This is a genomic window from Acinetobacter sp. Brlt_5 (assembly GCF_051949055.1).
Classification (GTDB): domain Bacteria; phylum Pseudomonadota; class Gammaproteobacteria; order Pseudomonadales; family Moraxellaceae; genus Acinetobacter; species Acinetobacter indicus.
The window spans coordinates 26,116-50,450 of the sequence record NZ_JAYJLP010000003.1 but is presented as its reverse complement, the minus strand read 5'-3'; the positions used below and the strand labels follow the sequence as shown (position 1 = coordinate 50,450).

The following is a 24,335-nucleotide window of genomic DNA, read 5'->3' as shown; positions in this document are numbered from 1 at the left end:
TCATGACACTTATCAATAATCGTAATGGCCAACAATTGGCAGTTTACACTTTTGGTGATACCGCTCATCCAGCTCTTATTTTTTCGAACTCATTGGGTACAGATCACGGCATGTGGCAGGCTCAAGTTGCTGCATTTGCTGAAGACTACTTTGTGATCTGTTATGACACTTGCGGTCATGGTAAAAGTGCGGTCATTGAAAATATCACGCTGAGCGACTTAGCTAATGATGTCATTGATATTCTTGATCACTTCAAAGTTGAAAAAGCGCATTTTTGTGGTATTTCGATGGGCGGAATCACTGGTCTGCAATTGGGTTTAATCGCGCCACAGCGTTTCCTGAGTATTACCATTGCCAATTCAGCGGCGAAGATTGGACAAGCTGAAGCATGGTTATCACGTGCAGATGCGGTCGAAGAACAGGGATTGGCCGATATTGTCAGCACAACACACACCCGGTGGTTCAGCAACAAATTTGATTATATCCACGATCGCCTTGCACAGCAGACCATTCAAAGTTTGTCGGTGACACCGCCGAAAGGCTATGCAGCATCGTGCCGCGCGCTTGCAAACGCAGACTTACGTGACCAAATTGCCAACATTGAAGTGCCATGTTTAGCACTATGTGGTGGCTTAGATCCGGTCACGACCGTGGCAGATGGCGAATTTATGCAAGCGCATATACCGAACTGTGAGATTGCGGTGCTAGATGCTTCACATTTATCAAATATTGAGGTACCACAACAATTTAACCAAGTCCTTGCCGCGTTTATTGCAAAGCATTGATTTGAATTCAGCGTCATTATGGAATGAAGGTGTTCCTCAGACATTTTCACTCCGCCTTATCAGCGTTAAAGAGTGTATTGATCATGAATGATGAAGAACGTTACAAACAAGGAATAGAAGTGCGCACGGAAGTGTTAGGTGAAGCACATGTCGGACGCTCTTTGGAAAATTTAAATGACTTTAATGAAGACTTCCAAAACTTCATCAGTCGTTTTGCTTGGGGAGAAGTATGGTCACGTCCAGGTTTACCACGTCATACCCGTAGTCTGGTAACTATCGGTATTTTGCTCGCATTGGGTCGTGAAGCTGAGTTACGTATGCATATTCGTGCATGTTTTAACAATGGCGTGACCAAAGATGAGCTTAAAGAGCTGTTTTTACATGCTTCTTTATATGCAGGTTTACCCGCTGCAAACGCTGCGATGCATATGGCAGAGGAAGTTTTTGTAGAACTTGGTATTGCACCGACAAAACTTAAATAACGGACGATTTTTTTAGGATTGAACAAGGAGAGATTCATGATTCAGAATCAACTAGGCGCTTATGCGCAACGTAATACGGATGATCATCCACCGGCCTACGCACCGGGTTATAAAACCAGTGTGCTTCGTTCGCCGAAAAATGCACTCATTTCAATTGCGCAAACACTGACTGAAGTAACGGCACCACATTTCACTTCAGAACTTTTAGGGCCTAAAGACAATGACTTGATTTTGAACTATGCCAAAGATGGTTTACCTGTTGGTGAACGTGTCATTATTCATGGTTACTTGCGTGACCAATTTGGTCGCCCGGTTAAAAATGCCTTGATTGAAGTCTGGCAGGCAAATGCTTCTGGTCGTTATCGTCATCCAAATGACCAATATATTGGTGCAATGGATCCTAACTTTGGTGGTTGTGGTCGTATGCTGACGGATGAAAATGGTTTTTTCATTTTCCGTACCATTAAACCGGGTCCATATCCATGGCGTAACCGAATTAATGAATGGCGTCCTGCACATATTCACTTCTCGGTAATGGCAGATGGCTGGGCACAACGTCTCATTTCGCAATTTTATTTTGAAGGTGATACCTTAATTGACAGCTGCCCAATTCTAAAAACGGTTCCTTCAGAACAGCAACGCCGTGCTTTGATTGCCTTGGAAGACAAGAGTAATTTCATTGAGGCTGACAGCCGTTGCTATCGCTTCGACATTACTTTACGTGGTCGCCGCGGAACTTATTTTGAAAATGAATTAACGTGATAAGGAGCATCATGATGAACGGTTGGAATTTCCAGGAATTACATGAAACACCATCTCAAACAGGTGGTCCATACGTCCATATTGGCCTGATGCCCAATCAGGCAGGCATTGAAGTATTTGAGCATAGTTTTAATAATCAATTGGTTAAAGCTGAAACTCAAGGTGAACGTATTCGCCTTGAAGGTCAGGTATTTGATGGCCTCGGTCTACCTTTACGTGATGTATTGGTTGAAATCTGGCAGGCAGATACAAATGGCGTCTATCCAAGTAAGGCAGATATTCAGGGTAAACAGGCTGATCCACATTTCTTTGGTTGGGGCCGTGCGGCTGCAAACTTTGAAACGGGATTATGGAGCTTTGATACCATCAAGCCAGGCGCTGTACCGGGGCGTAAAGGTGCCCGTCAGGCACCGCATATTGCTTTAGTCATTTTTGCACGTGGTATTAACTTAGGTTTACATACCCGTATTTACTTTGATGATGAGGCAGAAGCCAATGCTAAAGATCCCTTGCTGAATGGAATTGAATGGGCGCCACGTCGTCAGACTTTAATTGCCAAACGTGAAGAATGTAATGGTGAAGTGGTTTATCGTTTTGATGTACGTATCCAGGGTGATAATGAAACGGTATTCCTAGATATCTAAGCATTCGATAGAAAGTGCTAAAATGACAAAAGGTCAGCATTTGCTGACCTTTTTAGCGAGAGATATTTCAAGATAAATAACTTATGAAATGTCAACAGACCCTATTTAAATCATAAGGTTGATAGTTATTTTTGAATATATTTTTCTATAAAAAATTCATTAATATCATTAATTTCACAATTTAAAATATTTAAGATCCGAATTAAATGCTCTTGATCTTCGTCAGAAAGTACCTCTAAAATTTTTTCTTCTCGCTCTTTGGCTACTTGATACATTTTTTCATACATGATTAGACCAGCAGATGTGAGCGTATTTTTTTTCACACGAGAATCTTTTTTATCTACTGTCATTTTAATATAACCACGTTCTTGGAGTTTTGCCAAAGAGCGACTCACAGCGCTCTTATCCAGTCCAATAACATGACAAATTCTACTTGCAGGAATATTCTCTTCAACCGCTAAAAGAGAAAGAATGCGCCAATCTGTGACTCCCATATCAAATAAAAAAGCATACAGTTGTGATGCACCATTCGACATCTTATTTGAAAAAAAGTTAATTAAAGCAGGAATATATCGATCTAATTGAAGTTTAAGTGAAGTATCCATACAGCGTGTATCAAAAAGTCTTTAAACCACTTTAACATGGATTGTTAATATTTTGTTGTCATGTCAACCAATTGGTTGACATGACAACTAATTTCTCCTATTTTTATTCATGTAGATCTTATTCTGTTTTAAAAAACTCGTAATTTTTCTTCAGGATAATTGTGTTTAAGGAAAGCATCAGAATCATTATAAAAAGGATGTAGTGCTATGAATAGTGGTCGTCAAATTAAGCTGGTAGATCAAGAAATCTCAACAAGAAGCCCTTTCCCAAAAGATCAGTGGTATATCATCGCACTCTCTAAAGAGCTACGAGATAATTTACTTGGGCGTAAAATTTTAAATATTCCAATGGTTATGTTTAGAGATAAAGAAGGCACAGCTGTTGCACTAGAGGACCGCTGCTGCCATAGGGGTATGCCGTTATCCCAAGGACTTTTGGAGCAGGGTAAAATTCGCTGTAGCTACCATGGATTGCTATATGATGAAAATGGACACTGTGTAGAGGTTCCAGGGCAAAATAGAATCCCTTCAAAAGCGAAAATCAAATCATTTTATCTTGAAGAAAAACAAGGTTTGATTTGGTTGTGGTATGGAAAAGAAGAAAGTGTACCTCTCATAGAAGCACCAGACTACCCATATCATGATGATCCAGATTACTTATATGATGGAGACCGATATCATTATCAGGCACCTTACCAGCTCATTCATGATAATTTAATGGACTTAAGTCATTTAGCCTATGTTCATTTAAAAACTATTGGTGGTAATGCAAAAGCTCATATGAATGCGACCATGAAAACCAAAGTGATAGGTAATCAAGTCATAGTCACACGGCATATGCTCGAATCGGACCCACCGCCAACCTACAGTATGGCTTATCCGTTTAAAAATAAAATAGACCGTTGGCAAGAAATTGATTTTCGAGTTTCTCATATCCGTATTTGGACAGGAGCCATAGAAGCAGGTGATGACTCCTTGGAAAATCCAGATCGTAAAGGATTTCATATGAGAGGGTTTCATGCAATTACGCCTGAAACAGAGAATTCTTGTCATTATTTTTGGACCATGTCGACTAATCCTAAACATGACCGCGAACATATTGCAAAGTTAGTCATTGATCAGACAAAACAGACTTTTGATGAAGATAAAGAAGTGATAGAAAACCAGTACAAGAACCTAGATGATTTTAATCATCCTGAGATGATCGGTATACATATTGATGTGGGTCTGACCCATGCCCGACGAATCATTCAGTCTTTAATTTAAACGTTAAAATAATAAGCTTTATCTATTTATGCTAATTGCAACAGTAGGTTATTTAGTTTCTAGCCTACTGTTGCAAATAACCCATTAACCATTTGAATTAGATAAAATAGCTATGATGATCAGCTAAATTTAAGGGTTAATTTAAGAAAGAATAATAAAAGAGGCACTGGTTTTTGCAACCAGTTTATTATGTTGCCATGCTTCACTTTCGATACTTAGAATTGTTTTTCCTTCTTTAACAAACCAGGCTTTTGCTTGTACCTCACCCACCTCGCAGGGTCTAAAAAAATCCATCGATAAATTAATCGTCGCGGCAGGTTTTGCAGTCTGATTCAGTGCTGCCAAAATACCCATTGCATCGTCAAGCATGGCACAAATCATACCGCCTTCTACACTACCACGCGGATTGGTAAAGCTCTCGAGTGCAGTATAACTCACGGCTATTTCACGCTTTTCTCTATCCCACTGAATATTATGCCCCCCCAATAAATGATGAATTGGTGGGAGATGTTCCAGAATCTTGTTTTCCATAGTGATTAATCCTTCAATTTTTATAAATACTAATTTTTCTAATTCTTTTATTTTAAGGTGAATGCATCATAAATCACCGCCTTACCTAAACGCATTGCACTGCCTACAGCTACGGTTTGGTTTAACCAGGCATATTGGGGTGCACTGGTCTCGAATTGCATAGTCAACTTGAAATAATACTGACTTGGATCGACATCTTTACCTGTACTTAACTGTTTTAAAATTTCAGGTGAAGCATGTCGGTAACCTTTAGTCTGTAAATAAATCAATGCGCCGTCATCAGTTTTCAAAAGATATCGTGTATCGATAATCGCTAGGCCTTTGCTATCTACGATTTGCCAGTCTGCGCCATTGTTGAGAATACGTCCTCTAAATGAAGGACCTTCAAAAGTGCCGCCAGTAATCGGAATAATCCGTCTTTGTCTCATATCTGCCGTTTTGCCTAACTCCCAAACTGGAGCATTTAATTCAACCTTGAAAGTGGCCAAGGGTTCAAGTTTAAGTGGTGGAGGGGAAAACTGTGTATCTGCATAACTGAGTACAGATAGATTTAGGCCGATCCAAATGCCAAATAAATATTTCATTTATCATCCTTTAAAATAAAAAAGGCCCTAAAAACTAGAGCCTTTGAAGGTATTATTTAAATTTCCATGTGTAATCAATATTAATACGGGTTTCATTAGCCGGTTTAATGTTGGCAGTAATTGGCATATCATTATCATAAATTGCATAACGTGCACGTAGCCCAAGGTTTTTCAGTGGGCCATTTTGCACGGTATAACCTATGTCAAAGTCGAGTTCATCTTCCTCAAAATCGGTCCCTCCGAGTTGCGGCGCATAAATATTGCTACCATGGGTATAACGAGTCATAAAACGTAAACCCGGAACATAATCTTTAAAGTCATATTCATAACGGGCACTATAAACACGTTCTTTGGCATTTAAGAATTCGCCGGTCCATGTATCGATGGTTAAGCCTGTTTCACCGCCAGTTAGATAAGGAAAGGCCGTGTCACCTAGATGATGGAAAGTCGAAAGAATAAATTTATGGTTTTGATGCTTTAGCTCTGAGTGGCTATGGATTAGATTATTATCTACTTTACCTGCTTTGGCAGCACCATCAGCATCACTCATATAATAACGTAGCTGGCTGGTCAGTGCGGTATCGTCATTAAAGGCATGCTTGTAGGTGACGCCCAATAATGATTGATGATACAGATCTTCGACATCCATATGGAAGGCTGTCAGTTTTAGCGGATAATTGTTGAGATTATAATGGCCACCAAGATAGTACAAATGATCTGTTTCAACCGATCTATAACGGCCGTTTACCCCAGAGATTTTAATGTTTTCATAATTGGTCGAATCACGGTGATTGACCTTGTCAATATAGGATGCTTGTAAATCGAGACCCTGCACATCTTTAGACTGAACTGCAACCCCGCGATAGGTTTGAGGTAACAGGCGCGCAGGGGAACCGACAAGTACTGGTGTCATCGGTTGTAATGTACCGATGCGGACTTCAGTTTGAGCAACTTTGGCTTTAGCTGTGATCCCAATTTCCCCATATTGATCTGCTGGCTCATTCGTTCGGGCATTACGTGGTAGGTTTCCTGTACCACCATACTTTGCATCGCCATCCAGCTTAAACCCGGCAGTGGCCAAAATGTCGATGCCAAATCCAATAGGACCTTCGGTATAACCTGACTGAGCTTTGAAAATAAAACCTTGACTCCAGTCCCGGAGTGCCGGATAACGGTTTTCAACCTGGAAATCGCGATCAAAGTAGAAGTTGCGAGCCGTTAAATCCACTTTACTTTGCTCAATAAAACTATTGGCAAAAGCAGGTGTAGTTAAAAGAAAAAACGGTGTGATCCATAAATTTTTCATCATTATTTCATCCTGAAACATTATTGAAAATATTGTTTTTAAGTCATGCGTGTTTTATTTCCCCAAGAGTTCGCGTGCTACGATCTCCTTCATAATTTCATTGGTTCCCCCATAAATTTTTTGCACACGCGCATCGACAAAGAAGCGCGAAATTGGATATTCCTGCATATAGCCGTAGCCCCCAAACAGTTGCAGGAGCTGGTCAATGACTTCGCATTGGGTGTCAGTAATAAAACATTTCAATGCGGCCACTTCAGTCACACTTAGGACATCTTTGCTATATAGGTCTTTACAGCGTTCTACAAATGCTTCAGCTGCAAGTGCTTTAATTTGCGCTTGAGCAAGCACAAAACGTGTATTCTGTAATTGCGATAAAGCTTGACCAAAGGCTTTACGTTCAAGTACATACTCTTTGGTAATGTCAATGGCACCTTGGATTGCTCCAAGTGCCATGAGTGAAATGCTGAGACGTTCGCGTGGGAGTTCTTGCATCAGATAGCTAAAACCATGGCCTTCTTGACCCAAAAGTTGATTTTTAGGTACATGAACTTGGTCGAAAAACAGTTCAGCAGTGTCTTGGGCATGTAGTCCAATTTTTTTCAGGCTGCGTCCTTTTTTCACTCCATCTAAATGAGCATCAACGAGTAAAATGGAGATACCTTTGGCTCGTGCTTGCGGGTCAGTTTTTGCAACCAGTACGATTAAGTCGGCATGATGTCCGTTGGAAATAAAGGTTTTAGAACCGTCTACCACATAATGATCGCCATCTAAAATGGCCTGGGTACGAATTGCTTGTAAATCTGAACCAGCATTGGCTTCGGTCATCGCGATCGCGGTCACTACCTCACCCGAGACCATCTTGGGTAACCAATATTGTTTTTGTTCTTCGCTACCAATATTTTGGATATAAGGGGAGACAAGTTCACTTTGCCCTCCAATACCGACTGCCAAGGCAGTAAAACCAGCTTTGGCTGTTTCCTGGACCAACATTTGTGAATAGTGAATCGGTGCACCAAAGCCCCCGTATTCTTCAGGGACATCAACACATAAAAAGCCGTTTTCCCCAAGCTTGTGCCATAATTCACGTGGGATTAAGCCTTGTTCTTCCCAAGTTTCATAAAATGGTGCAACATGTTCTGCTAAAAAACGTTGATAATTATCACGAAATAGCTCGAAATCACTATCTTTTTGCATAGAATTATCCTTGATTTGGATGCAACTGCCCAAGCAGCGCTATAAAAAGCACTGCTAAATTCAGGGTAAGGGCTTATTGTTTAAGGGTTGGAATACGAATAATCAGTGGATTATTAACGTGTTTTTCATAAAGCTCCTGCACCATGGCAGCACGACGTTTTAAAATGCCACTCTGATTTAAGTTGCCTTTGTCAGTGGTTTCTCCGGCATCCAGCTGTGGAGCTTCTATCATTAAATACAGCATTGATACGGTATTTGAACTGCCAGTGGCGTCTTTATTGAAGTCCACCAGAAATTGTTTAAACCATTGCTGCACTTTAGGGTGGCTCAACACTTCTTGGGCCGTCGTGTGTTTAAGATCTAAACCGGCATGTTCAGCACAAGCTGAAAGTTTCGGAAAAATCAGAAAACCAATCGCATTCAGGTTAGAACCGGTAATGCAGACATCTTGAATCAGTAGATTGCCATTAATCAGGACTTTATTCCGTAAGGTGCCCACATTAACAAAGGTGCCGGTATTGAGTTTAAAGTCTTCGGCAATACGTCCGTCATACATAAGGCCTTGGCTTGGGTCGTTTGGATCAACAAGTTTTACAGCATCGCCGGTACGGTAAAACCCTTCTTCATCGAAAATATCAGCTTGTTGTTCTTGAGGCAGACGCCAATAATGTCTCATGACATTTTTGCCACGAACACAAAATTCAAGTTTATCGCCACATGGTGCCAGTTTGACTTCACAGCCCGGCGCTGGATAGCCAATAAAGCCTGCCATGACTTTAGGACCTGTAGTAAATACACAAGATGGCGCGGTTTCTGTCATGCCTAAGCCACTCATAATACGGATGCGTTCACCGCAATGGGCTTGTGCAATCTGATCTAGACGGTTCCAACCTGCTTCAGATAGTGCAGCTCCAGCAAAAAACAATACTTTGACACGGCTAAAGAATTTTTCACGGAGTTCAGCATCCTGTTCAAGTGCTACCGTGATTTCTTCCCAACCTTTCGGTACATTTAAATATACCGTTGGTGAAATTTCTTTCAGGTTACGAATAGTTTCATCCATTTTCCCTGGCACCGGTTTGCCATCATCAATATAAATCGTACCGCCATTATAGAGCGCAATTCCGACATTATGGCTCCCCCCGAAGGTATGATGCCATGCCAACCAATCGACCAAAATCGGTGGTGTTTCCTCAAATTCAGGGAAAGTTTGCAGCAACATTTGCTGATTAGTGCAGAGCATCAAATGTGTGGTCGGTACTGCCTTTGGCATTTTGGTCGAGCCAGAGGTAAATAAAAATTTGGCAATTTGATGTTCATCAATCGTTTCGTAGTGCGCTTTAATATCTGTAATTTCAGACTCAAGAAGCGTAGAGAAAGCAATACAAGTTTTTCCACCGAGTTTGCCAGAGTTTGTAACGACTTCAATATCATCAGCATTACGGCAGTGCTCAATGGCAGTAGCAAAATCCTCCCCATCATTGGCAAAAACTAAACCTGGCGTGAGGACATCAAAGACATGTTTGAGTTTGCCAAAATCTTTGGAAATTAAAGAATAAGCAGGGGAAATAGCTGAAAATGGGATCCCTGCAAGCATTGCGCCCATGGATAAGGTGAGGTGTTCGAGATCGTTACCAGACAAAATAACAATGGGACGTTCGGTCGATAAATGCGGATATTGTTTTAAGCTTTGGGCGATACGCCATGCACGATTCGCAGTTTCTGCATATGTCAGTTCAATCCATTGACCTGAACTATCACGTTTAGCAGCGAAGACACGGTTTGGGTATGTTTCTGCGTACTGTAATAAACGATCGGTCAATTTTTGCGGATAAGGCTTAAGTTGTTCTTTGGGAGAAATGTATAAGACGTCATTCTTATATTCAACATGTGTTTCATGACTGCCTAATTTAACAAATCGTTCAGGATGCTTATGTGATTGAACTGTCATGTGTGCCATTGTTATTACTCCATGTATTTTTATCTATTCTTTTTCAACGAAAAGAGTTGACTTCATGTCAACTCTCTTACTTTCGTTAAATTGGGTAGTGGCGTGGGCTGGTTTGTATGGTCACCCAACGTAATTCAGTAAACTCAGCCACAGAAACTTTACTGCCAAATCGTCCATAACCACTTTGTTTGACACCACCAAATGGCATTTGTGCCTCATCATGTACAGTGGCACCATTGATATGGCAGATACCGGATTCAATCCGTTTTGCTACGGCAAGCGCCTGTGCTAAATCTTGGCTAAACACGGCTGCTGACAAACCAAATTCAGAATCATTTGCCAATTCTACGGCGTCATCAACTGTTTTAAAGCGTTGTACTGTGCAGACAGGACCGAACGATTCTTCGGCATAAATCTGCATTTCTTTGGTGACATCAACCACTATTGTAGGTTGCATAATAGCACCTTCGATGTCCAAACCAAGTGGTAAATTTGCACCTTTTTCACGTGCATCTTCAATTAACTTCCCAATACGTTCAGCTGCTTTTAAGCTTTCCAGTACACCAAGTGGGGCATCACTCTCAAGTGGATTGCCAGCGCGAATAGTTTTGACCTTCGCCACGAGTTTTTCGATAAAGGAATCAGCAATTTTTTCATCAACAAGAACACGTTCTGTCGACATACAGATTTGACCCTGGTTAAAAAATGCACCGAAGGTCACGGCATTGACCGCTTCATCGATGTCAGCTTGATCAAGCACAATTACAGGTGCTTTTCCACCAAGTTCGAGCAGGACCGGTTTTAAATATTTTGCCGCTGTTTCAGCAATAATTCGGCCCACATGGGTTGAACCGGTAAAATTAATACGCTTGGTTAGTGGGTGGCTAATTAAGCGTTCTACAATTTGAGGAGCATCTTGGGCCGCATGGGTGATGACATTGACTACCCCATCTCCAATCCCTGCTTCATGTAACACTTCACCAATCAGACGATGTGTTGCAGGACATGCTTCAGAGGCTTTAAGAACCACAGTGTTACCGCAGGCAAGAGGCATTGCTAAAGCACGTGTGGCAAGAATCACAGGGGCATTCCATGGTGCCATCCCGACGATAACACCACAAGGTACGCGAATGCCCATCGCCATATTGCCCGGTACATCTGATGGAATAATACTGCCATCAATTTGTGTGGTCATAGCTGCAGCTTCGCGTAGCATATTGGCTGCAAGGTGAACATTAAAACCATACCACGTTGCAGTTGAACCTATTTCATGAATCGCACTCTGAATAAATTGTTCAGTTTTTTGATCCATCAGGTCGGCCGCTTTAAGCAGTTTTAAACGACGGTCTGTTGGAGAAAGGGCAGACCATGTTTTAAATGCCTCGTGTGCGGATTCGATCGCACGATCAACATCCGATAAAGTTGCAGCAGCACTAATTGAAGCAACTGAGCCATCGATCGGACTGATTCTTTCAAAAGTTTGTCCTGAACTTGCTGCAACGGATTGACCGTGAATAAGTAACTGTACGTTTTGCATGGCAAATGTTTCCTTACATGTCCATCATGACGAATGTGAATTGATACTGCTTAAGCAGGGCGTTTGTAAGCTTGAAGACCTGGCTTAATTGACTTGTCATCAAGGAATTGCTTCAGACCTTGTTCACGACCACCTTCATCATCACGATGATTACATTGATCCAGTTTTGCGTATAAATAATCTTCGTTTTGTTCCCAAGTCAGTTCACGGCAACGTTTGAAACCATTTTTCGCAGTACGCAGTACAACTGGATTTTTCTCAAGTAAGTTGTTGGCAAGTTCAGTTACTTCAGCACGAAGTTGAGCAAGTGGAACACTTTTATTGACTAAGCCCATATTGGCAGCTTCAACACCTGAGAAGGTCTTGCCAGTCATGATGTAGTACATCGCAGTACGGTGGCCAACTGTATCCGCCATTGCTTTGCTTACAAGGTTACCTGGTGGGATGCCCCAGTTAATTTCAGATAAACCAAAAGTAGCTTCGTCTGCAGCAATGGCAAGATCACAGGCAACCAGAGGAGAGAAGCCACCACCAAAACACCAACCGTTTACCATCGCAATTGTTGGTTTTGAATAGAAACGAAGTAAATGCCATTGCCAGCGAGATGCATCACGGCGAATACGTTCTTGGAAGATCTCCGGTTGGTTATCAACTTCGCGGAAATATTCTTTCAAATCCATACCCGCTGTCCATGAATCACCAGCGCCAGTCAAAACAAGTACTTTCGCTGCAGGGTCAAGTTCTAAGGTTTCAAGTACATCTATCATTTCTTTATTGAGTGTTGGACTCATTGCATTTTTCTTTTCTGGGCGATTTAAAGTAACCCATGCAATACCTGCATCAACTTGTACATCAACGGTTTCCCAGCGGTTTTGATAAGACATGTGTTGCTCCTTAATGTTCGTTTTATGTCCTGATAGGATTTAATTTAATATCAGTTAAACTTACATTCAAGTCTTATTTTGCATTTTTTAAAAATAATTTATAAGCCCATGTAATTTAATAAAATAAATATTTAATTGAAAAAAATATAAAAATACATATTGATTAAATTGTAAGTTTAGGTGATATTTTTTGAATTGCTTAGGACGGAAAGCAATACATGGGAAGTGTATGAATTAAAAAATTCTAAAAGGACAATAACGAATGGAAAATAGTGTAAGTAGCAAAGGTAAAGCTACGCTTACACTCGTATTGTGTTTTGCAATTGCAGTGTTTGAGGGTTTTGATCTTCAATCGATGGGCGTTGCAGCACCACGGATGCGAGCGGAGTTTGGCCTGGACAATGCCCAAATGGCATGGGCATTCAGTGCAGCAATTTTGGGAACCTTACCAGGCGCAATCATTGGTGGACGGTTTGCAGACAAAATCGGGCGTAAAGCAGTTTTGTTAACAAGTATTTTAGTTTTTGGTGTTATGTCGGTGTTAACCGCCTATGCAGCAGACTATACCTTGTTACTGATTATTCGTTTCTTGACCGGTCTTGGGATGGGCGGTGCATTGCCAATGATGATTATTATGGCATCGGAAGCTGTGTCGGAGAAACATAAAGGGATTGCTGTCAGTATTATGTACAGTGGTATTCCATTTGGCGGTATGTTGACCTCATTTGTCGCGATGGCACTTGCAGGTGATGCGCAGTGGCGGCATATCTTCTATGTCGGTGGTTTTGCCCCGATTTTATTAATTCCTTTATTAATTAAATTTTTACCTGAATCGAAAGACTATTTGACAGCAGCGAAGCAAAAAACTTCGACACCATTCTTTGAAGTGCTGTTTGCCAAAGAACGTCGTTTCTCTACCATTCAGATCTGGGTCAGTTTCTTCTTTACCCTTGTGGTGCTGTACTTCCTGCTCAACTGGTTACCTCTGTTAATGGGTGCACAAGGCCTAGGTAAGACGGAAGCAAACTATGTTCAGATTGGCTACAATATTGGCGGTATATTTGGTTCGATTTTAATGGGCGTCTTGCTAGATAAAATTCGAATGAGTACTACGGTCAAACTGATTTACATTGGTATTCTAGTCTCGCTGTGTTGTCTGGCTATTTCACCAACCGTGGCATTACTTGTATTATCTGCTGTCGGATGTGGTCTATTTATTGTCGGTGGTCAGTCTGCATTGTATGGTCTTGCAGCCATGTTCTACCCAACTGAAATGCGTGGAACAGGGGTTGGTGCAGCAGTTGCAGTTGGTCGAATTGGTTCTTTTGCCGGGCCTCTTTTCGCAGGTATGCTGTTATCGCTCGGTTCAAGTTCAGCGATGGTCATTGGTGCAAGTATTCCACTGATTTTAATGGCAATGATCGCAGCGTTACTTTTGGTCCGTAAATCAAAAGTTTCACGGCAGGTCCCTGTATTAAATACGTCAACTCAAACTCAGTAATGTGATGACTTAAGTATGGCCAATTTGGCCATACTTTTTAATGGTTAGAATTTAAGGTTGAATTAAGTATTATGGAACATCAGTTAAATCAACTGCCAACCCTGAGCTATATGATAGCTCGTGTTGATCGTATTATCAGTAAATTACTGAATGAACGCCTAAAGCCTTTAGATATTACTTTGCCTCAGTTCACAGCATTGTCAGTACTCGCGGCAAAAGGAAATCTCTCCAATGCCAAACTGGCGGAGCGTTCTTTTATCAAACCCCAATCAACTAATAAAATTCTACAGGATTTATTAAGTAGCGGCTGGATTAGTAAGGAATCGGACCCCTCTCATGGTCGTCGTATTCTTGTCAATGTCACTCAAGCAGGATTAAATAAATTAAGTGAGTGTCGGGCAGTCGTTCAGGAACTGGAACAAACGATGCTAAAAGGCGTGGATATTAATCTGGCCTTTTTGATCAGGAATAATCTTGAAATCATGGCCACTAATTTACAGCATTTTCAAGAAGAATAATTTTTTACATCATCAGGTCGGATTTGAGTTCGTCTAGCTAATTTTCAATGTCTATTCTTGAGGAAGCAACAACTTAATAAGCTGAATAGGATCTTCATGACTTCTGTTGAATTATTTTCATGCACCCGGTAGCATCAGCACACATATTATAAATGAGTAAGTCCATGTCATCAGGTCAGCAAGTACTGATTGAACTTAGAAAAATGATTATTTCAGGTGAAATTCCGGGCGGTGCTCGCATGGCTGAAATTCCAACAGCAGAAATGCTTGGAGTTTCACGTCAACCGGTGCGTATGGCATTTAAACTGCTTGAGCAAGAAGGATTATTATTAAAAAATCCAACCCGCGGCTATACAGTTAGAGAAATTTCTCCCAAGTTGATTCAGGATGCACTTGAGGTGCGAGGAGTGCTTGAAGGCCTGGCAGCAAAAAAACTGGCAGAAAAAGGGCTAAGCACGCAGCAAAAAGATCAGCTAATGCAGTGCATTACTCAAATAGAGCCAATATTTAAAAAAACTGAACTAAGTAATGAGGATATTGAAATCTATCATTATTACAATACCATTTTTCATAATACGATTATTCAAGGCTCAGATAATATCGCTATTGTGCAGGCTCTAAGTAAGAATAATCAGCTACCCATGGCTTCTGCCCAAGCCTTAACTTATGATAAAAATAATCCGCTCTCAGAAATTCGCCGTCTGCATCATGCCCATATTCAACACTGTGCCATTTTCAATGCTTTAAAAAATCGTGATTCAGCACGAGCAGAGAGTCTGATGCGTGAACATAGCCATGTAGTCACTCTGGGCGATATGATGCGTTCTATTTTTAATTCACATGCGCATTCCTAAGGTTAAGCCTTTTCTTTAAATAAAAAAATCCCTTCTGAGGGTGCAGAAGGGTGGAAAGTGGAGAAAGATTAAACTGCTATCTCATTAGAACTAGCAGTTTTTTATTTTTTAAAGATCAATAACTAGCATTTTAGATTTTGCACGCGAGCAGCATGGAGTAAATTGATCTTGTGCCGCCTGTTCTTCTTCAGTTAAATACATATCCCGGTGGTCAATTTCACCCTCTACTACCTTCACTAAGCAGGTACCACAAATACCCTGTTCGCAAGAAACAGGAATACTTACCCCAGCAGCTTCAAGTGCTTGTACAGCTGTTTGGTCTTGTGCAACATGGATCAGTTGGCCGGTTTTTTTAACTTTAATATTGAAACTACCATCTTCACTGGTATCAATTGCTGGAGCACTAAAGTGTTCTTTATGAATATGCGTCTCAGGCCAGGATTGCTGTTGGGCAGTCTGGATCACGAAATCCATAAAACCTTGTGGACCACATACATAAACATGATGTGCTAAGTCAGACTGAGCAAGCGCACTTAGTAAGTTGCAATGTGTGGCGGCTTCATCATCAATGTGCAGATGAACTGAATCACCTAGAAGATTGAGATCCTCATGAAAAGCCACTGCCGAACGGGTTTTAACAAAGTAAAACAGCTTGAAAGATTTTTTCAGTCGTTTTAACTCTTTGGCCATTGCCAGAATTGGTGTAATCCCAATCCCGCCTGCACATAGGACTGCATGTTCAAGCTCTGTATTCAGCTCAAACAGGTTACGGGGTTCACTAATCTGAATGCGTTGCCCCACCTGTAACTGTTCATGCATAAAGCGTGAGCCACCACGTGAGTTTGGATCATTCAGTACACCAATTACATAGCGGTGCTGTTCACTGCTGCAATTCGCCAAGGAATATTGGCGTATTAAGCCTTCGCCCATATATACATCAATATGAGCACCTGCTTTAAAAGGAGGTAGAGGCTCCCCATTACAACTCATGAGCTCAAATGAATTTATTTGAGAATTGTGTTGATGGATCTGATGAATGGTCACTTCCATGTGAGTGCCGCTCCTAAAATTTAAAAAATCAAAATACTGTTCTAAAACTTTAACTATTTAACCAAGCGTGACTGACGGAATCTGCTCTTTGCCTGCAATCTCGTTAACCTGTTCTTGGCTAATCAGACGATCAATCACTTTGCGTGCTTGCACTCCGCCTGCATCAATATTCAGCATCAGCAACTTGCGGTCAGGATAGCGGAGCAGGTTTTGTTGTTGCTGTTCCAGCATGTCCAGATCTTCAGAGAAAATCTTGCCTTGTCCTTCACGGATCTGATCTGTCAGTTCCGCATTCTCTGGCTGGAAGTGACGGGCCATACCCCAGAAATACCAGTGAGAGGTTTCTGTTTCAGGCGTAATAAAGTCCACCACAATAGAAGATACTTTATGCTCGGCAGCTGCCTGATAGCCACCTTTACCTGCATGTGCTACGCCAACTTCAATATGAACATTACTTGGCGCAAAGAAATGACAGATCTGCCAGCGGTCTACCGGAACATCATCAGCCAGATTGTTGCCTCTTAATGCCATTTGCCAGAATGGAGGTGCATAGATATTTTCCATATGGCGTTCTGTAATGACATGATCCCCATCTATACGAGTAGTAGGTGCTGCTTCATCAATTTCTTTTTGTCCAATACTGGCTGAGTGAACATAAGTTTCATGAGTAAGATCCATTAGATTGTCAATCATCAGACGATAATCGCAATTGATGTGGAACAATCCACCACCATATGCCCATTCAGGATTATCTGCCCATTCAAGTTCAGGTAACTGATCTTCACTTGCAAGTGACTGGTCACCTGGCCATACCCAGATAAAACCGAATTTCTCTACAACACTGAAACTCTTGTTACATGGAAAACCACGAACACGCTGTCCAGGCATAGCAACTGTCTTGCCATCACAGCCCATAACTAAGCCGTGATAACCACAAACTAGATTGCCATCCTCTACAAAGCCTAAAGAGAGTGGAGCACCGCGATGTGGGCAGAAGTCTTCTACTGCATAGACCTTATTTTCTTTACCACGATAAAACACCATCTTTTCACCACAGATCTGACGACCTAATGGCTTTTCGATAACTTCTTCAGGACGCGCTGCCACATACCAAGCATTTTTAATGAACATATTCTGATCTCCTTATCAATTGGATCCAATTTATGACTATTGATGCGAATAGTCAATATAAAATGTACAATAAAAGTATAAATTGGATCCATTTATAATAGTGAGGGGTAAAATCTGCTTTTATGATTTACTGATGCGTAACGGCTTTGTTGCACAAACCTATCTGTAAAGGCTTTTTCAGCGATATAATTTTCAAATGAAGAAGCCTACACACAAAATCTACCGCACAACCAATTGGCTCGCATATAACCGAGCACTCATTAATCGCGGAAATATTGCCATTTGGTTTGATCCTGCTACGCAATGGTATGCTCCATCAAAAGGCAAACAAGGGCGAAATCAAACCTACTCCGACGCAGCTATCCAATGCTGCTTAATGATTAAATCCTTATTCCGTCTATCTTTACGTATGGTCACTGGCTTTGTGCAAAGTCTGATTAAACTTTGCGGATTAAATTGGACCGCACCAGATTACAGTACGCTTTGTAGAAGACAAAAGCATATTGATATTGCAATCAGCTACCAAAAAAGTAGCGATGGGCTGCATCTACTCGTAGACTCTACAGGGATGAAGTTTCTAGGTGAGGGCGAATGGAAACGCAAGAAACATGGAGCTGAATATCGTCGCCAATGGCGTAAACTACATATTGGTATAGATGCCAAAACCCTACAAATACGCGCTATTCAGCTCACAACCAATAATGTCAGTGATTCACAGGTGCTTGGTGATTTACTTAATCAGATTCCACAAGATGAGCAGATTGACTCTGTTTATACCGATGGAGCTTATGACACCAAGCAATGCCGTCAGGTCATTGCAGATCGGCAAGCACATGCGGTGATTCCACCTAGAAAAAATGCGAAACCATGGAAAGATACAAAGAGTAGCTCGCTAGAGCGAAATGAATTACTTCGAACAGTTAAACGTTTAGGCAGGACATTATGGAAAAAATGGTCAGGCTATCATCGCCGCAGTTTGGTGGAAACCAAGATGCATTGCATCAAATTATTAGGCGATAAATTAATGGCAAGAAGCTTTCCTAGTCAGGTGAATGAAATTCATGCACGTGTAGCAGTCCTCAACAGATTTACGGAATTAGGTCGACCACTTACCCAAGTTACGCCTTAAATTTGGCTCAATTAGGGGCGCTTTGCATTTCAAATCTTTGTGCAACAAAGCCAGATCAAGGTATTGATTTGATTACTTATCATCGAAAGAATATGCGGGCTATTCAACTCTGTGCATCAGATGAATATCACCTAAGACAACGCAATAAGATAGAAACATTATTCAGTTTATTGAAGGGGCAATACAATTTAGTGACGAGTCAAGCACGTAGTCTTCATGGATTTCTGAGTGGAATTTACGCCTCACTATGTGCATATCAATTAACCCATCAAAATAAGCCAACAATTCAAATTAAGGAATCATCGGCTTAAGCAGGATCCGGGTTAGAATAACCATTGCGTGAATTTGAGCCAGATTTACGGGCATTTTTTTCATGTCCGAGATGTTCGGTAAGTTCGGCATTAAGAGCCGTTTCAACAGTGAGTTTGGTCAACAATCGGGTGAATTGGTTGAGATCGTCTTCTGTTTTGATTCCTTTAGTAAATTCTGCTGCAAGGTCTTTTAGTTGTTGTTCGTTCATCATATTGCCTGACTCCGTTGTGAATATGAACATAGCAAATTCAGGCAATTACACAATTTAATTTACAGTCTCGAGTGATGAGTAATTGCACTTCTGGATTTTTTAGTCAGCACGATAAGGTCCAGTTTCTCTTTAAAAATCCTCAAATTGGGGTAAGATGTGACAACAGATTTTACCGTTGAGATCACAATGAGCTTTTTAAAAAAGAAAAATAGCGCGAGTTTTGTCTTCTTTATTATTACGCTGTACTCATTGATTGGTTTTGGTCTAGGCTATGTGATCTGGGAATATCTGCTGTAACGTTTTCTTAGTCGCTTTATCCAATAATTATTGAATCATCAGCAAGTTATTAAACTTGCTGACTATCACTGTTTTGTATTCTTCCTCTAAAGCCGACCCTCATCCAGACGATCAGCTTTTATATGTAAGGATAAATTTTTACGCTATTTTCTGTGCCAATAACGTCGCAAAACGCTGTTGAATACGCTTGCCCTGTTCATCGACACGGTGCAGTTCACCGATATTTTCATTGTATTTCAGCAAATTCCAGCCCTCATAATAAGCCTTTAACTCTCCGGCTTTAAAGCTAAAAGGGAAGTCCGGTTGAACCGGATAATCTTCACTATCCATTGCACAAACAATCAGATTAAGGCCGCCAGCTTTGGTGGCCTGCTGCATCTGCCGAATTAGGGTTGGGATGGTGTCGGGTTGTAAAAACATCATCACCACCGTGCAATACACAAAATCGTATTGGCCCTGAATCTGTGGATTAATATTTAAATCCCGCAGTGCGGTGTGAATGTTCTGAATCTGTTCCTGCTGAATCATCTCGTTCAGGCGCTCCAGACTTTGGGCATTGACATCCCAGGCATCGACCTGAAAACCGTGCTGACTTAAAAACAGCGCATTACGACCACTGCCACAGCCAACATCCAGCGCCGTGTTGCCCTGTAAAGATGGCTGTGCGGCCAGAATTTCTGAATGGGTCGGGGTCAGTTTATATTTTTTGGCAAAGTAGTCATTGGCTGTGCAATAAAAGCTGAGCTGACATTCGACATCGGCACTGGCCGAAACAATCTTGTGCCACACTTGCGGCTCAAGCATGGGCGGTTGCTGTTCCGGGCTAAACAGATGTTCAGACAACAGCGTGCCTGCTTCATCGAGCAAGGCAAAATGCAATTCACCTTTTAAAACCTTCAGTTGGGCCCAAGTGCCGGCTTTGGTATTGTGCTGGCGTAAAAAGCCAGGCGGGATAGTGTCTTGTGTCCAGATCGGTAGCTGTTTATAGCATACGAGCGTTTGCATCTTTTCTCCATGTGCACTTGGGGTAAATGTCATTAAACCCTAAGCCTGCACAATATGCCAGAGAAGGAAGGGGAAAGGGCATGATTTCATCGGCCCACTTCCAATTATCTAGATGACTCAATCCATACTATTTTAGCGGTGAATCTTCAGCTCAAAATGATCTCCACATTTCCATTTTTGCAGATGTATTAGCGTTTTGAAAAATACTTCAGTATCAAATGGTGAGAATTTAAAATTGAAAACCAGATCACATTTTGGGCTTATAAAAGCGTCTACCCTTTAGAAAATTATCAACTGACCCGTTGGCGGGTGGCTAAAAAATAAGTAAAACTAAGTGAGTGATATAAAATCATAAATATTTTATTGCTTTATTTTGAAAGCAAGGGCAAAAAGAAAAAAAACGGGATTAATTAACAAATGTATACACAAATAATAATAAAATAATGGTTGAATCTGCGCAATTGCTCGAATGTAGCATCGTATCTTCTTGTCTGTACCATGAATTCCGCGCGCCTTATGTCTCCTCTATTTCAGTTTATTAAAGCGGTCCAGATTTTTGTTTTCTTTCTTTGTAGTATGCTCATAGGTTGGGCACAGGCGGGAAATGAAATGAAAAACTTGACGATCCTTGCCTACCACGAAGTCACTTCTGAACCACAACCGTTAATGCCTGAATATGCGATTGAGCCTAAACAATTGCAGCAGCATCTGGACTGGCTGGTACAAAATGGCTTTCAGTTTATTGGCAGTCAGCAACTGTTAGAGGCGCAGCAACACAACAAGGCGCTACCGGAAAAATCAGTCTTGCTCAGTTTTGATGATGGCTATCAAAGTTTTTATCAGCATGTCTATCCTGTTTTAAAACAGCGGAATATTCCGGCCGTGTTGTCGGTGGTTGGGCGCTGGTTAGAACGAGCAGAACAGCAACAGGTTAATTTTGGCGGGCAACTGGTGTCACGCCAGCATTTTTTAAGCTGGGCACAGTTAAAAGAATTACAGGCCAGCGGTCTGGTGGAAATTGCCAGCCACAGTTATGACCTGCATAAAGGCATTGTGGCCAATCCGCAGGGCAATGAATTGCCAGCCACCGTAGCACGTGCCTATTTTCCGCAGCAGCAGCGTTATGAAGATGACAACGCTTATCAGAAACGTATTCAGCAGGACTTAAAAGCCAATCAGCGCCTATTGCAAAAACATGGCTTGAAAGCGCCAAAAATTATGGTTTGGCCCTATGGTCGCTATAACTTGCATACGGTAAAAATTGCCGAAAAACTGAAGATGCCAATCAGCCTGACGCTGGATGATGCCGAGAATCAACCTGTAAACAGTTTTTCCAGATTGCCGCGAATCCTGATTCAAAAACACATGGATGCAGCGCTACTGGCCAAAGAAATCCAGAAACATCAGCAGCAGCGCACGGACAATGATCGTCCGCAAAAGATCATGCATGTCGATATCGACTATATTTATGATCCGGACCCGCAGCAGCAGGAACGTAATTTAGGCTTATTGCTGGACCGGATTCAGCAGATTGGCGTCAATACCGTATATTTGCAGGCATTTTCTGATCCGGATGGCAATGGCTCGGCCGATCTGGTCTATTTCCCGAACCGTTATATTCCAATGCGTGCCGACCTGTTTAACCGTGTGGCCTGGCAAATCCAGACCCGGACTCAGGTACGTCGTGTCTATGCCTGGATGCCGGTATTTGCCTGGGAATTACCGGTCTCGAATCCGGTGGCCCAAGATCTGGTGCAAACCGAGCAGCCGCATAGCGGTAAGCATCTGAACATGGGCTATCACCGTTTAAGCCCATTTTCGCCGCGCGCCCGCAACACCATTAAAGGCATTTATGAAGATCTAGCCAAATCGGCACAGTTCAACGGCATTATTTTCCATGATGATGCCACCTTGTCCGATTATGAAGATGCCAGCAGCTGGGCTAAAAAGGCCTATCAGCAGCAGGGCTTAGCCACCGATCTGGCACAACTGCGTGCTGATGATGCCGCCTTACAGAAATGGACAGCTTATAAAGTCAAAGTGATTGATGATTTTGCCATGGAGCTGGCCGAGACCGTGCGGCAGTATCAGCCTTATTTGCAGACCTCGCGTAACCTGTATGCGCAGGTGGCGCTGTCGGCCTATTCAGAAAACTGGTATGCCCAGTCGCTGGAACAGTCGCTAAACCGTTATGACTTCACCGCGATTATGGCCATGCCATATATGGAACAGGTCGATGATCCGGCGCAGTTTTATCAGCAGCTATTGAGTCGGGTGCAGCAGTATCCGCAAGGGCTGCGTAAAACGGTGTTTGAATTGCAGGCCGTCGACTGGCGTAATGGCAATAAAATTCCCTCTGTGGAAATTGCGGAAACAATTCAAACACTCTATCAGGCCGGTGTGAAGCACATTGCCTATTATCCGGATGATCCAATCCAGAATCATCCCGATCCGACTGTGCTGCGTCAAGCTTTCCAGCCTCAGCCAATATCAGCACCGTAACCGGCTAGAGAACAACCATGTTGCAAGAACTCTGGCAATCGGTGCTGAACTTTGTGTTTTATTATCCGCTGTTCATGTCCTATTTATGGATGATGGGGGCGCTGATTTTCTATGTCAAAGAACGCAAAGATCCGGTCTTTACCCAGCCACCGGTTTTACAGGAATATCCTTTGGTGGCGGTGCTCATTCCGTGTTTTAACGAAGGCGATAATGCCGAGGAAACCATCACCCAGGCACTGGCATTAAAGTATCCCAACTTTGAAGTCATCGCGATTAATGATGGCAGCTCGGACAATACTGGCGAGGTACTGAACCGTCTGGCGGCCCAGCATCCACGGTTAAGGGTGGTGCATCTGGCAGAAAATCAGGGCAAGGCCATGGGCCTGCAAGCCGGCAGTCTGGTTACCGATGCCGAATACCTGCTTGGAATTGATGGCGATGCCTTGCTCGATCCGCATGCCGCCAGCTGGATGCTGCGCCATTTCCAGCGTGATCCGGCGGTGGCCGCCGTTACGGGCAATCCGCGAATTCGCAATCGCTCGACCTTATTGGGCCGGGTCCAGGTCGGAGAATTCTCCTCGATTATTGGCATGATTAAACGTGCCCAGCGCACCTATGGCCGTATTTTTACTGTTTCAGGGGCGATTACCGCCTTTCGTAAAAGCGCGGTGCACCAGGTCGGTTACTGGTCGCATGACATGCTGACCGAAGATATTGATATTTCCTGGAAGCTACAGCGTGCCGGCTGGAAAATTGAATTTGAACCGAATGCGCTGGTGTGGGTATTAATGCCGGAAACCCTGCAAGGCTTATGGAAACAGCGTTTGCGCTGGGCCATGGGCGGTGCGCAGGTGTTAAATAAAAATATTGATGTAATTTTTAAGCCCAAGCTGAACTATTTGTGGCCGCTGATTCTGGAAATGATGCTGACTCTGGTCTGGTCATATCTGCTGCTGTTGCTGTGTCTGCTCTGGATATTAAGTTTCTGCCTGCCTATTTTACCGTTGCCGGAACTGCAATCGCCGTTTTTACCGCAAGGGGTGGGTATTGTGCTGGGCGCGACCTGTTTGTTCCAGTTTATGGTCAGCAAATGGATGGACAGCCGCTATGAAAAAAATCTGGCCAGAAACTATTTCTGGATGATCTGGTATCCGTTCATGTTCTGGCTGATTACCGTATCGGCCAGTATTGTGGCGTTTCCGAAAATGCTGCTGCGTGGGGAAGGGAAACGTGCACGCTGGATCAGTCCCGATCGTGGAATTAAACGTGACAGCTAACTGTCGCGATGTGATGT

The 24,335-nt window shown here is 42.3% G+C and carries 23 protein-coding genes and 2 pseudogenes; 13 read left to right on the top strand and 12 right to left on the bottom strand.

From position 1 onward, the window contains the following. Positions 1-2 precede the first annotated feature (2 nt). The 4 genes from VF685_RS03450 (at position 3) to pcaG (ending at position 2,673) form a co-directional block, all read left to right on the top strand. On the top strand, positions 3-785 hold the full coding sequence (locus VF685_RS03450) for an alpha/beta fold hydrolase (RefSeq protein WP_127801131.1): 783 nt from the start codon (positions 3-5) through the stop codon (positions 783-785). An 83-nt stretch (positions 786-868) separates the two neighbouring features. After that, a complete protein-coding gene (gene pcaC, locus VF685_RS03445; protein ID WP_004892353.1) occupies positions 869-1,267 on the top strand; it encodes a 4-carboxymuconolactone decarboxylase in 399 nt (132 codons plus the stop codon). Between the two features lie 36 nt (positions 1,268-1,303). Continuing rightward, positions 1,304-2,029 carry a protocatechuate 3,4-dioxygenase subunit beta gene (gene pcaH, locus VF685_RS03440; protein WP_119879474.1) on the top strand — a complete coding sequence of 242 codons (726 nt, stop codon included), beginning with the start codon at positions 1,304-1,306 and terminating at the stop codon, positions 2,027-2,029. 14 nt (positions 2,030-2,043) lie between these two features. Continuing rightward, positions 2,044-2,673, top strand: coding sequence for a protocatechuate 3,4-dioxygenase subunit alpha (gene pcaG, locus VF685_RS03435; RefSeq protein ID WP_075168027.1), 630 nt, complete (start codon positions 2,044-2,046; stop codon positions 2,671-2,673). Between the two features lie 125 nt (positions 2,674-2,798). Here the strand turns inward: pcaG and VF685_RS03430 are convergent, their stop codons facing one another. Then, positions 2,799-3,278: a MarR family winged helix-turn-helix transcriptional regulator gene (locus VF685_RS03430; protein ID WP_075168026.1), complete on the bottom strand. Its 480-nt coding sequence runs from the start codon at positions 3,276-3,278 to the stop codon at positions 2,799-2,801. 207 nt (positions 3,279-3,485) lie between these two features. On the opposite strand from VF685_RS03430, the gene VF685_RS03425 reads away from it, so the two are divergent. After that, complete coding sequence (locus VF685_RS03425; RefSeq protein ID WP_075168025.1) at positions 3,486-4,544, top strand: aromatic ring-hydroxylating dioxygenase subunit alpha; 1,059 nt, start codon at positions 3,486-3,488, stop codon at positions 4,542-4,544. Between the two features lie 141 nt (positions 4,545-4,685). Here VF685_RS03425 and VF685_RS03420 read toward each other — a convergent pair whose 3' ends face one another. The 7 genes from VF685_RS03420 to VF685_RS03390 form a co-directional block, all read right to left on the bottom strand. Continuing rightward, entirely contained in the window at positions 4,686-5,075 is a 390-nt protein-coding gene (locus VF685_RS03420) for a PaaI family thioesterase (RefSeq protein WP_075168024.1), read from the bottom strand. A 47-nt stretch (positions 5,076-5,122) separates the two neighbouring features. Beyond that, positions 5,123-5,659, bottom strand: a complete 537-nt coding sequence (locus VF685_RS03415; RefSeq protein ID WP_180192295.1) for a DUF3237 domain-containing protein — start codon at positions 5,657-5,659, stop codon at positions 5,123-5,125. A gap of 52 nt (positions 5,660-5,711) precedes the next feature. Beyond that, complete coding sequence (locus VF685_RS03410; RefSeq protein WP_171521976.1) at positions 5,712-6,965, bottom strand: OprD family porin; 1,254 nt, start codon at positions 6,963-6,965, stop codon at positions 5,712-5,714. 54 nt (positions 6,966-7,019) lie between these two features. After that, entirely contained in the window at positions 7,020-8,159 is a 1,140-nt protein-coding gene (locus VF685_RS03405; RefSeq protein WP_286385332.1) for an acyl-CoA dehydrogenase family protein, read from the bottom strand. Between the two features lie 73 nt (positions 8,160-8,232). Beyond that, positions 8,233-10,119 carry a feruloyl-CoA synthase gene (locus VF685_RS03400; RefSeq protein ID WP_127801137.1) on the bottom strand — a complete coding sequence of 629 codons (1,887 nt, stop codon included), beginning with the start codon at positions 10,117-10,119 and terminating at the stop codon, positions 8,233-8,235. Between the two features lie 76 nt (positions 10,120-10,195). After that, complete coding sequence (locus VF685_RS03395; protein ID WP_163170341.1) at positions 10,196-11,647, bottom strand: aldehyde dehydrogenase; 1,452 nt, start codon at positions 11,645-11,647, stop codon at positions 10,196-10,198. A 50-nt stretch (positions 11,648-11,697) separates the two neighbouring features. Next, positions 11,698-12,531, bottom strand: coding sequence for a p-hydroxycinnamoyl CoA hydratase/lyase (locus VF685_RS03390; protein WP_004892382.1), 834 nt, complete (start codon positions 12,529-12,531; stop codon positions 11,698-11,700). A 262-nt stretch (positions 12,532-12,793) separates the two neighbouring features. Here VF685_RS03390 and mhpT point away from each other — a divergent pair, with 262 nt between their 5' ends. The 3 genes from mhpT (at position 12,794) to VF685_RS03375 (ending at position 15,404) form a co-directional block, all read left to right on the top strand. Continuing rightward, on the top strand, positions 12,794-14,032 hold the full coding sequence (gene mhpT, locus VF685_RS03385) for a 3-(3-hydroxy-phenyl)propionate transporter MhpT (protein WP_114541911.1): 1,239 nt from the start codon (positions 12,794-12,796) through the stop codon (positions 14,030-14,032). 71 nt (positions 14,033-14,103) lie between these two features. Continuing rightward, entirely contained in the window at positions 14,104-14,550 is a 447-nt protein-coding gene (locus VF685_RS03380; RefSeq protein ID WP_075168018.1) for a MarR family winged helix-turn-helix transcriptional regulator, read from the top strand. A gap of 164 nt (positions 14,551-14,714) precedes the next feature. Next, on the top strand, positions 14,715-15,404 hold the full coding sequence (locus VF685_RS03375) for a GntR family transcriptional regulator (RefSeq protein WP_004892390.1): 690 nt from the start codon (positions 14,715-14,717) through the stop codon (positions 15,402-15,404). Positions 15,405-15,512: 108 nt separating this feature from the next. Here the strand turns inward: VF685_RS03375 and VF685_RS03370 are convergent, their stop codons facing one another. Together VF685_RS03370 and VF685_RS03365 are read right to left on the bottom strand one after the other, a co-directional pair. After that, a complete protein-coding gene (locus VF685_RS03370) occupies positions 15,513-16,454 on the bottom strand; it encodes a PDR/VanB family oxidoreductase (protein ID WP_004892393.1) in 942 nt (313 codons plus the stop codon). A 57-nt stretch (positions 16,455-16,511) separates the two neighbouring features. Continuing rightward, complete coding sequence (locus tag VF685_RS03365; RefSeq protein ID WP_075168017.1) at positions 16,512-17,585, bottom strand: aromatic ring-hydroxylating dioxygenase subunit alpha; 1,074 nt, start codon at positions 17,583-17,585, stop codon at positions 16,512-16,514. Positions 17,586-17,781: 196 nt separating this feature from the next. Between VF685_RS03365 and VF685_RS03360 the strand changes: the two genes are divergently transcribed. Beyond that, on the top strand, positions 17,782-18,714 hold the full coding sequence (locus tag VF685_RS03360) for an IS5-like element IS17 family transposase (protein ID WP_152342438.1): 933 nt from the start codon (positions 17,782-17,784) through the stop codon (positions 18,712-18,714). A 53-nt stretch (positions 18,715-18,767) separates the two neighbouring features. Then, positions 18,768-19,025, top strand: a pseudogene (locus VF685_RS03355) (IS982 family transposase); the annotation flags it as partial. Positions 19,026-19,036: 11 nt separating this feature from the next. Here VF685_RS03355 and VF685_RS03350 read toward each other — a convergent pair. Then, a pseudogene (locus VF685_RS03350) lies at positions 19,037-19,234 on the bottom strand (transposase); the annotation flags it as partial. Positions 19,235-19,423: 189 nt separating this feature from the next. On the opposite strand from VF685_RS03350, the gene VF685_RS03345 reads away from it, so the two are divergent. Then, positions 19,424-19,534: a hypothetical protein gene (locus VF685_RS03345; protein WP_005179737.1), complete on the top strand. Its 111-nt coding sequence runs from the start codon at positions 19,424-19,426 to the stop codon at positions 19,532-19,534. Positions 19,535-19,672: 138 nt separating this feature from the next. Here the strand turns inward: VF685_RS03345 and tehB are convergent, their stop codons facing one another. Next, complete coding sequence (gene tehB, locus VF685_RS03340) at positions 19,673-20,539, bottom strand: SAM-dependent methyltransferase TehB (protein WP_127798690.1); 867 nt, start codon at positions 20,537-20,539, stop codon at positions 19,673-19,675. Positions 20,540-21,115: 576 nt separating this feature from the next. Here tehB and pgaB point away from each other — a divergent pair. After that, positions 21,116-23,041, top strand: a complete 1,926-nt coding sequence (gene pgaB, locus VF685_RS03335) for a poly-beta-1,6-N-acetyl-D-glucosamine N-deacetylase PgaB (protein WP_286385336.1) — start codon at positions 21,116-21,118, stop codon at positions 23,039-23,041. Positions 23,042-23,058: 17 nt separating this feature from the next. Beyond that, on the top strand, positions 23,059-24,318 hold the full coding sequence (gene pgaC / locus VF685_RS03330; protein ID WP_127798686.1) for a poly-beta-1,6-N-acetyl-D-glucosamine synthase: 1,260 nt from the start codon (positions 23,059-23,061) through the stop codon (positions 24,316-24,318). Positions 24,319-24,335 lie beyond the last annotated feature (17 nt).

Bases quoted from the DNA above. Each gene is read 5' to 3' on its own strand.
- VF685_RS03380 (WP_075168018.1), top strand. From the start codon at position 14,104: ATGGAACATCAGTTAAATCAACTGCCAACCCTGAGCTATATGATAGCT.
- pcaH (WP_119879474.1), top strand. From the start codon at position 1,304: ATGATTCAGAATCAACTAGGCGCTTATGCGCAACGTAATACGGATGAT.
- VF685_RS03420 (WP_075168024.1), bottom strand. From the start codon at position 5,075: ATGGAAAACAAGATTCTGGAACATCTCCCACCAATTCATCATTTATTG.
- mhpT (WP_114541911.1), top strand. From the start codon at position 12,794: ATGGAAAATAGTGTAAGTAGCAAAGGTAAAGCTACGCTTACACTCGTA.
- VF685_RS03345 (WP_005179737.1), top strand. From the start codon at position 19,424: ATGAGCTTTTTAAAAAAGAAAAATAGCGCGAGTTTTGTCTTCTTTATT.
- pgaB (WP_286385336.1), top strand. From the start codon at position 21,116: ATGCTCATAGGTTGGGCACAGGCGGGAAATGAAATGAAAAACTTGACG.
- VF685_RS03360 (WP_152342438.1), top strand. From the start codon at position 17,782: ATGAAGAAGCCTACACACAAAATCTACCGCACAACCAATTGGCTCGCA.
- VF685_RS03370 (WP_004892393.1), bottom strand. From the start codon at position 16,454: ATGGAAGTGACCATTCATCAGATCCATCAACACAATTCTCAAATAAAT.
- VF685_RS03415 (WP_180192295.1), bottom strand. From the start codon at position 5,659: ATGAAATATTTATTTGGCATTTGGATCGGCCTAAATCTATCTGTACTC.
- pcaG (WP_075168027.1), top strand. From the start codon at position 2,044: ATGAACGGTTGGAATTTCCAGGAATTACATGAAACACCATCTCAAACA.
- VF685_RS03375 (WP_004892390.1), top strand. From the start codon at position 14,715: ATGTCATCAGGTCAGCAAGTACTGATTGAACTTAGAAAAATGATTATT.
- VF685_RS03430 (WP_075168026.1), bottom strand. From the start codon at position 3,278: ATGGATACTTCACTTAAACTTCAATTAGATCGATATATTCCTGCTTTA.
- pcaC (WP_004892353.1), top strand. From the start codon at position 869: ATGAATGATGAAGAACGTTACAAACAAGGAATAGAAGTGCGCACGGAA.
- tehB (WP_127798690.1), bottom strand. From the start codon at position 20,539: ATGCAAACGCTCGTATGCTATAAACAGCTACCGATCTGGACACAAGAC.
- VF685_RS03400 (WP_127801137.1), bottom strand. From the start codon at position 10,119: ATGGCACACATGACAGTTCAATCACATAAGCATCCTGAACGATTTGTT.
- VF685_RS03395 (WP_163170341.1), bottom strand. From the start codon at position 11,647: ATGCAAAACGTACAGTTACTTATTCACGGTCAATCCGTTGCAGCAAGT.
- VF685_RS03390 (WP_004892382.1), bottom strand. From the start codon at position 12,531: ATGTCTTATCAAAACCGCTGGGAAACCGTTGATGTACAAGTTGATGCA.
- VF685_RS03450 (WP_127801131.1), top strand. From the start codon at position 3: ATGACACTTATCAATAATCGTAATGGCCAACAATTGGCAGTTTACACT.
- VF685_RS03410 (WP_171521976.1), bottom strand. From the start codon at position 6,965: ATGAAAAATTTATGGATCACACCGTTTTTTCTTTTAACTACACCTGCT.
- VF685_RS03405 (WP_286385332.1), bottom strand. From the start codon at position 8,159: ATGCAAAAAGATAGTGATTTCGAGCTATTTCGTGATAATTATCAACGT.
- pgaC (WP_127798686.1), top strand. From the start codon at position 23,059: ATGTTGCAAGAACTCTGGCAATCGGTGCTGAACTTTGTGTTTTATTAT.
- VF685_RS03365 (WP_075168017.1), bottom strand. From the start codon at position 17,585: ATGTTCATTAAAAATGCTTGGTATGTGGCAGCGCGTCCTGAAGAAGTT.
- VF685_RS03425 (WP_075168025.1), top strand. From the start codon at position 3,486: ATGAATAGTGGTCGTCAAATTAAGCTGGTAGATCAAGAAATCTCAACA.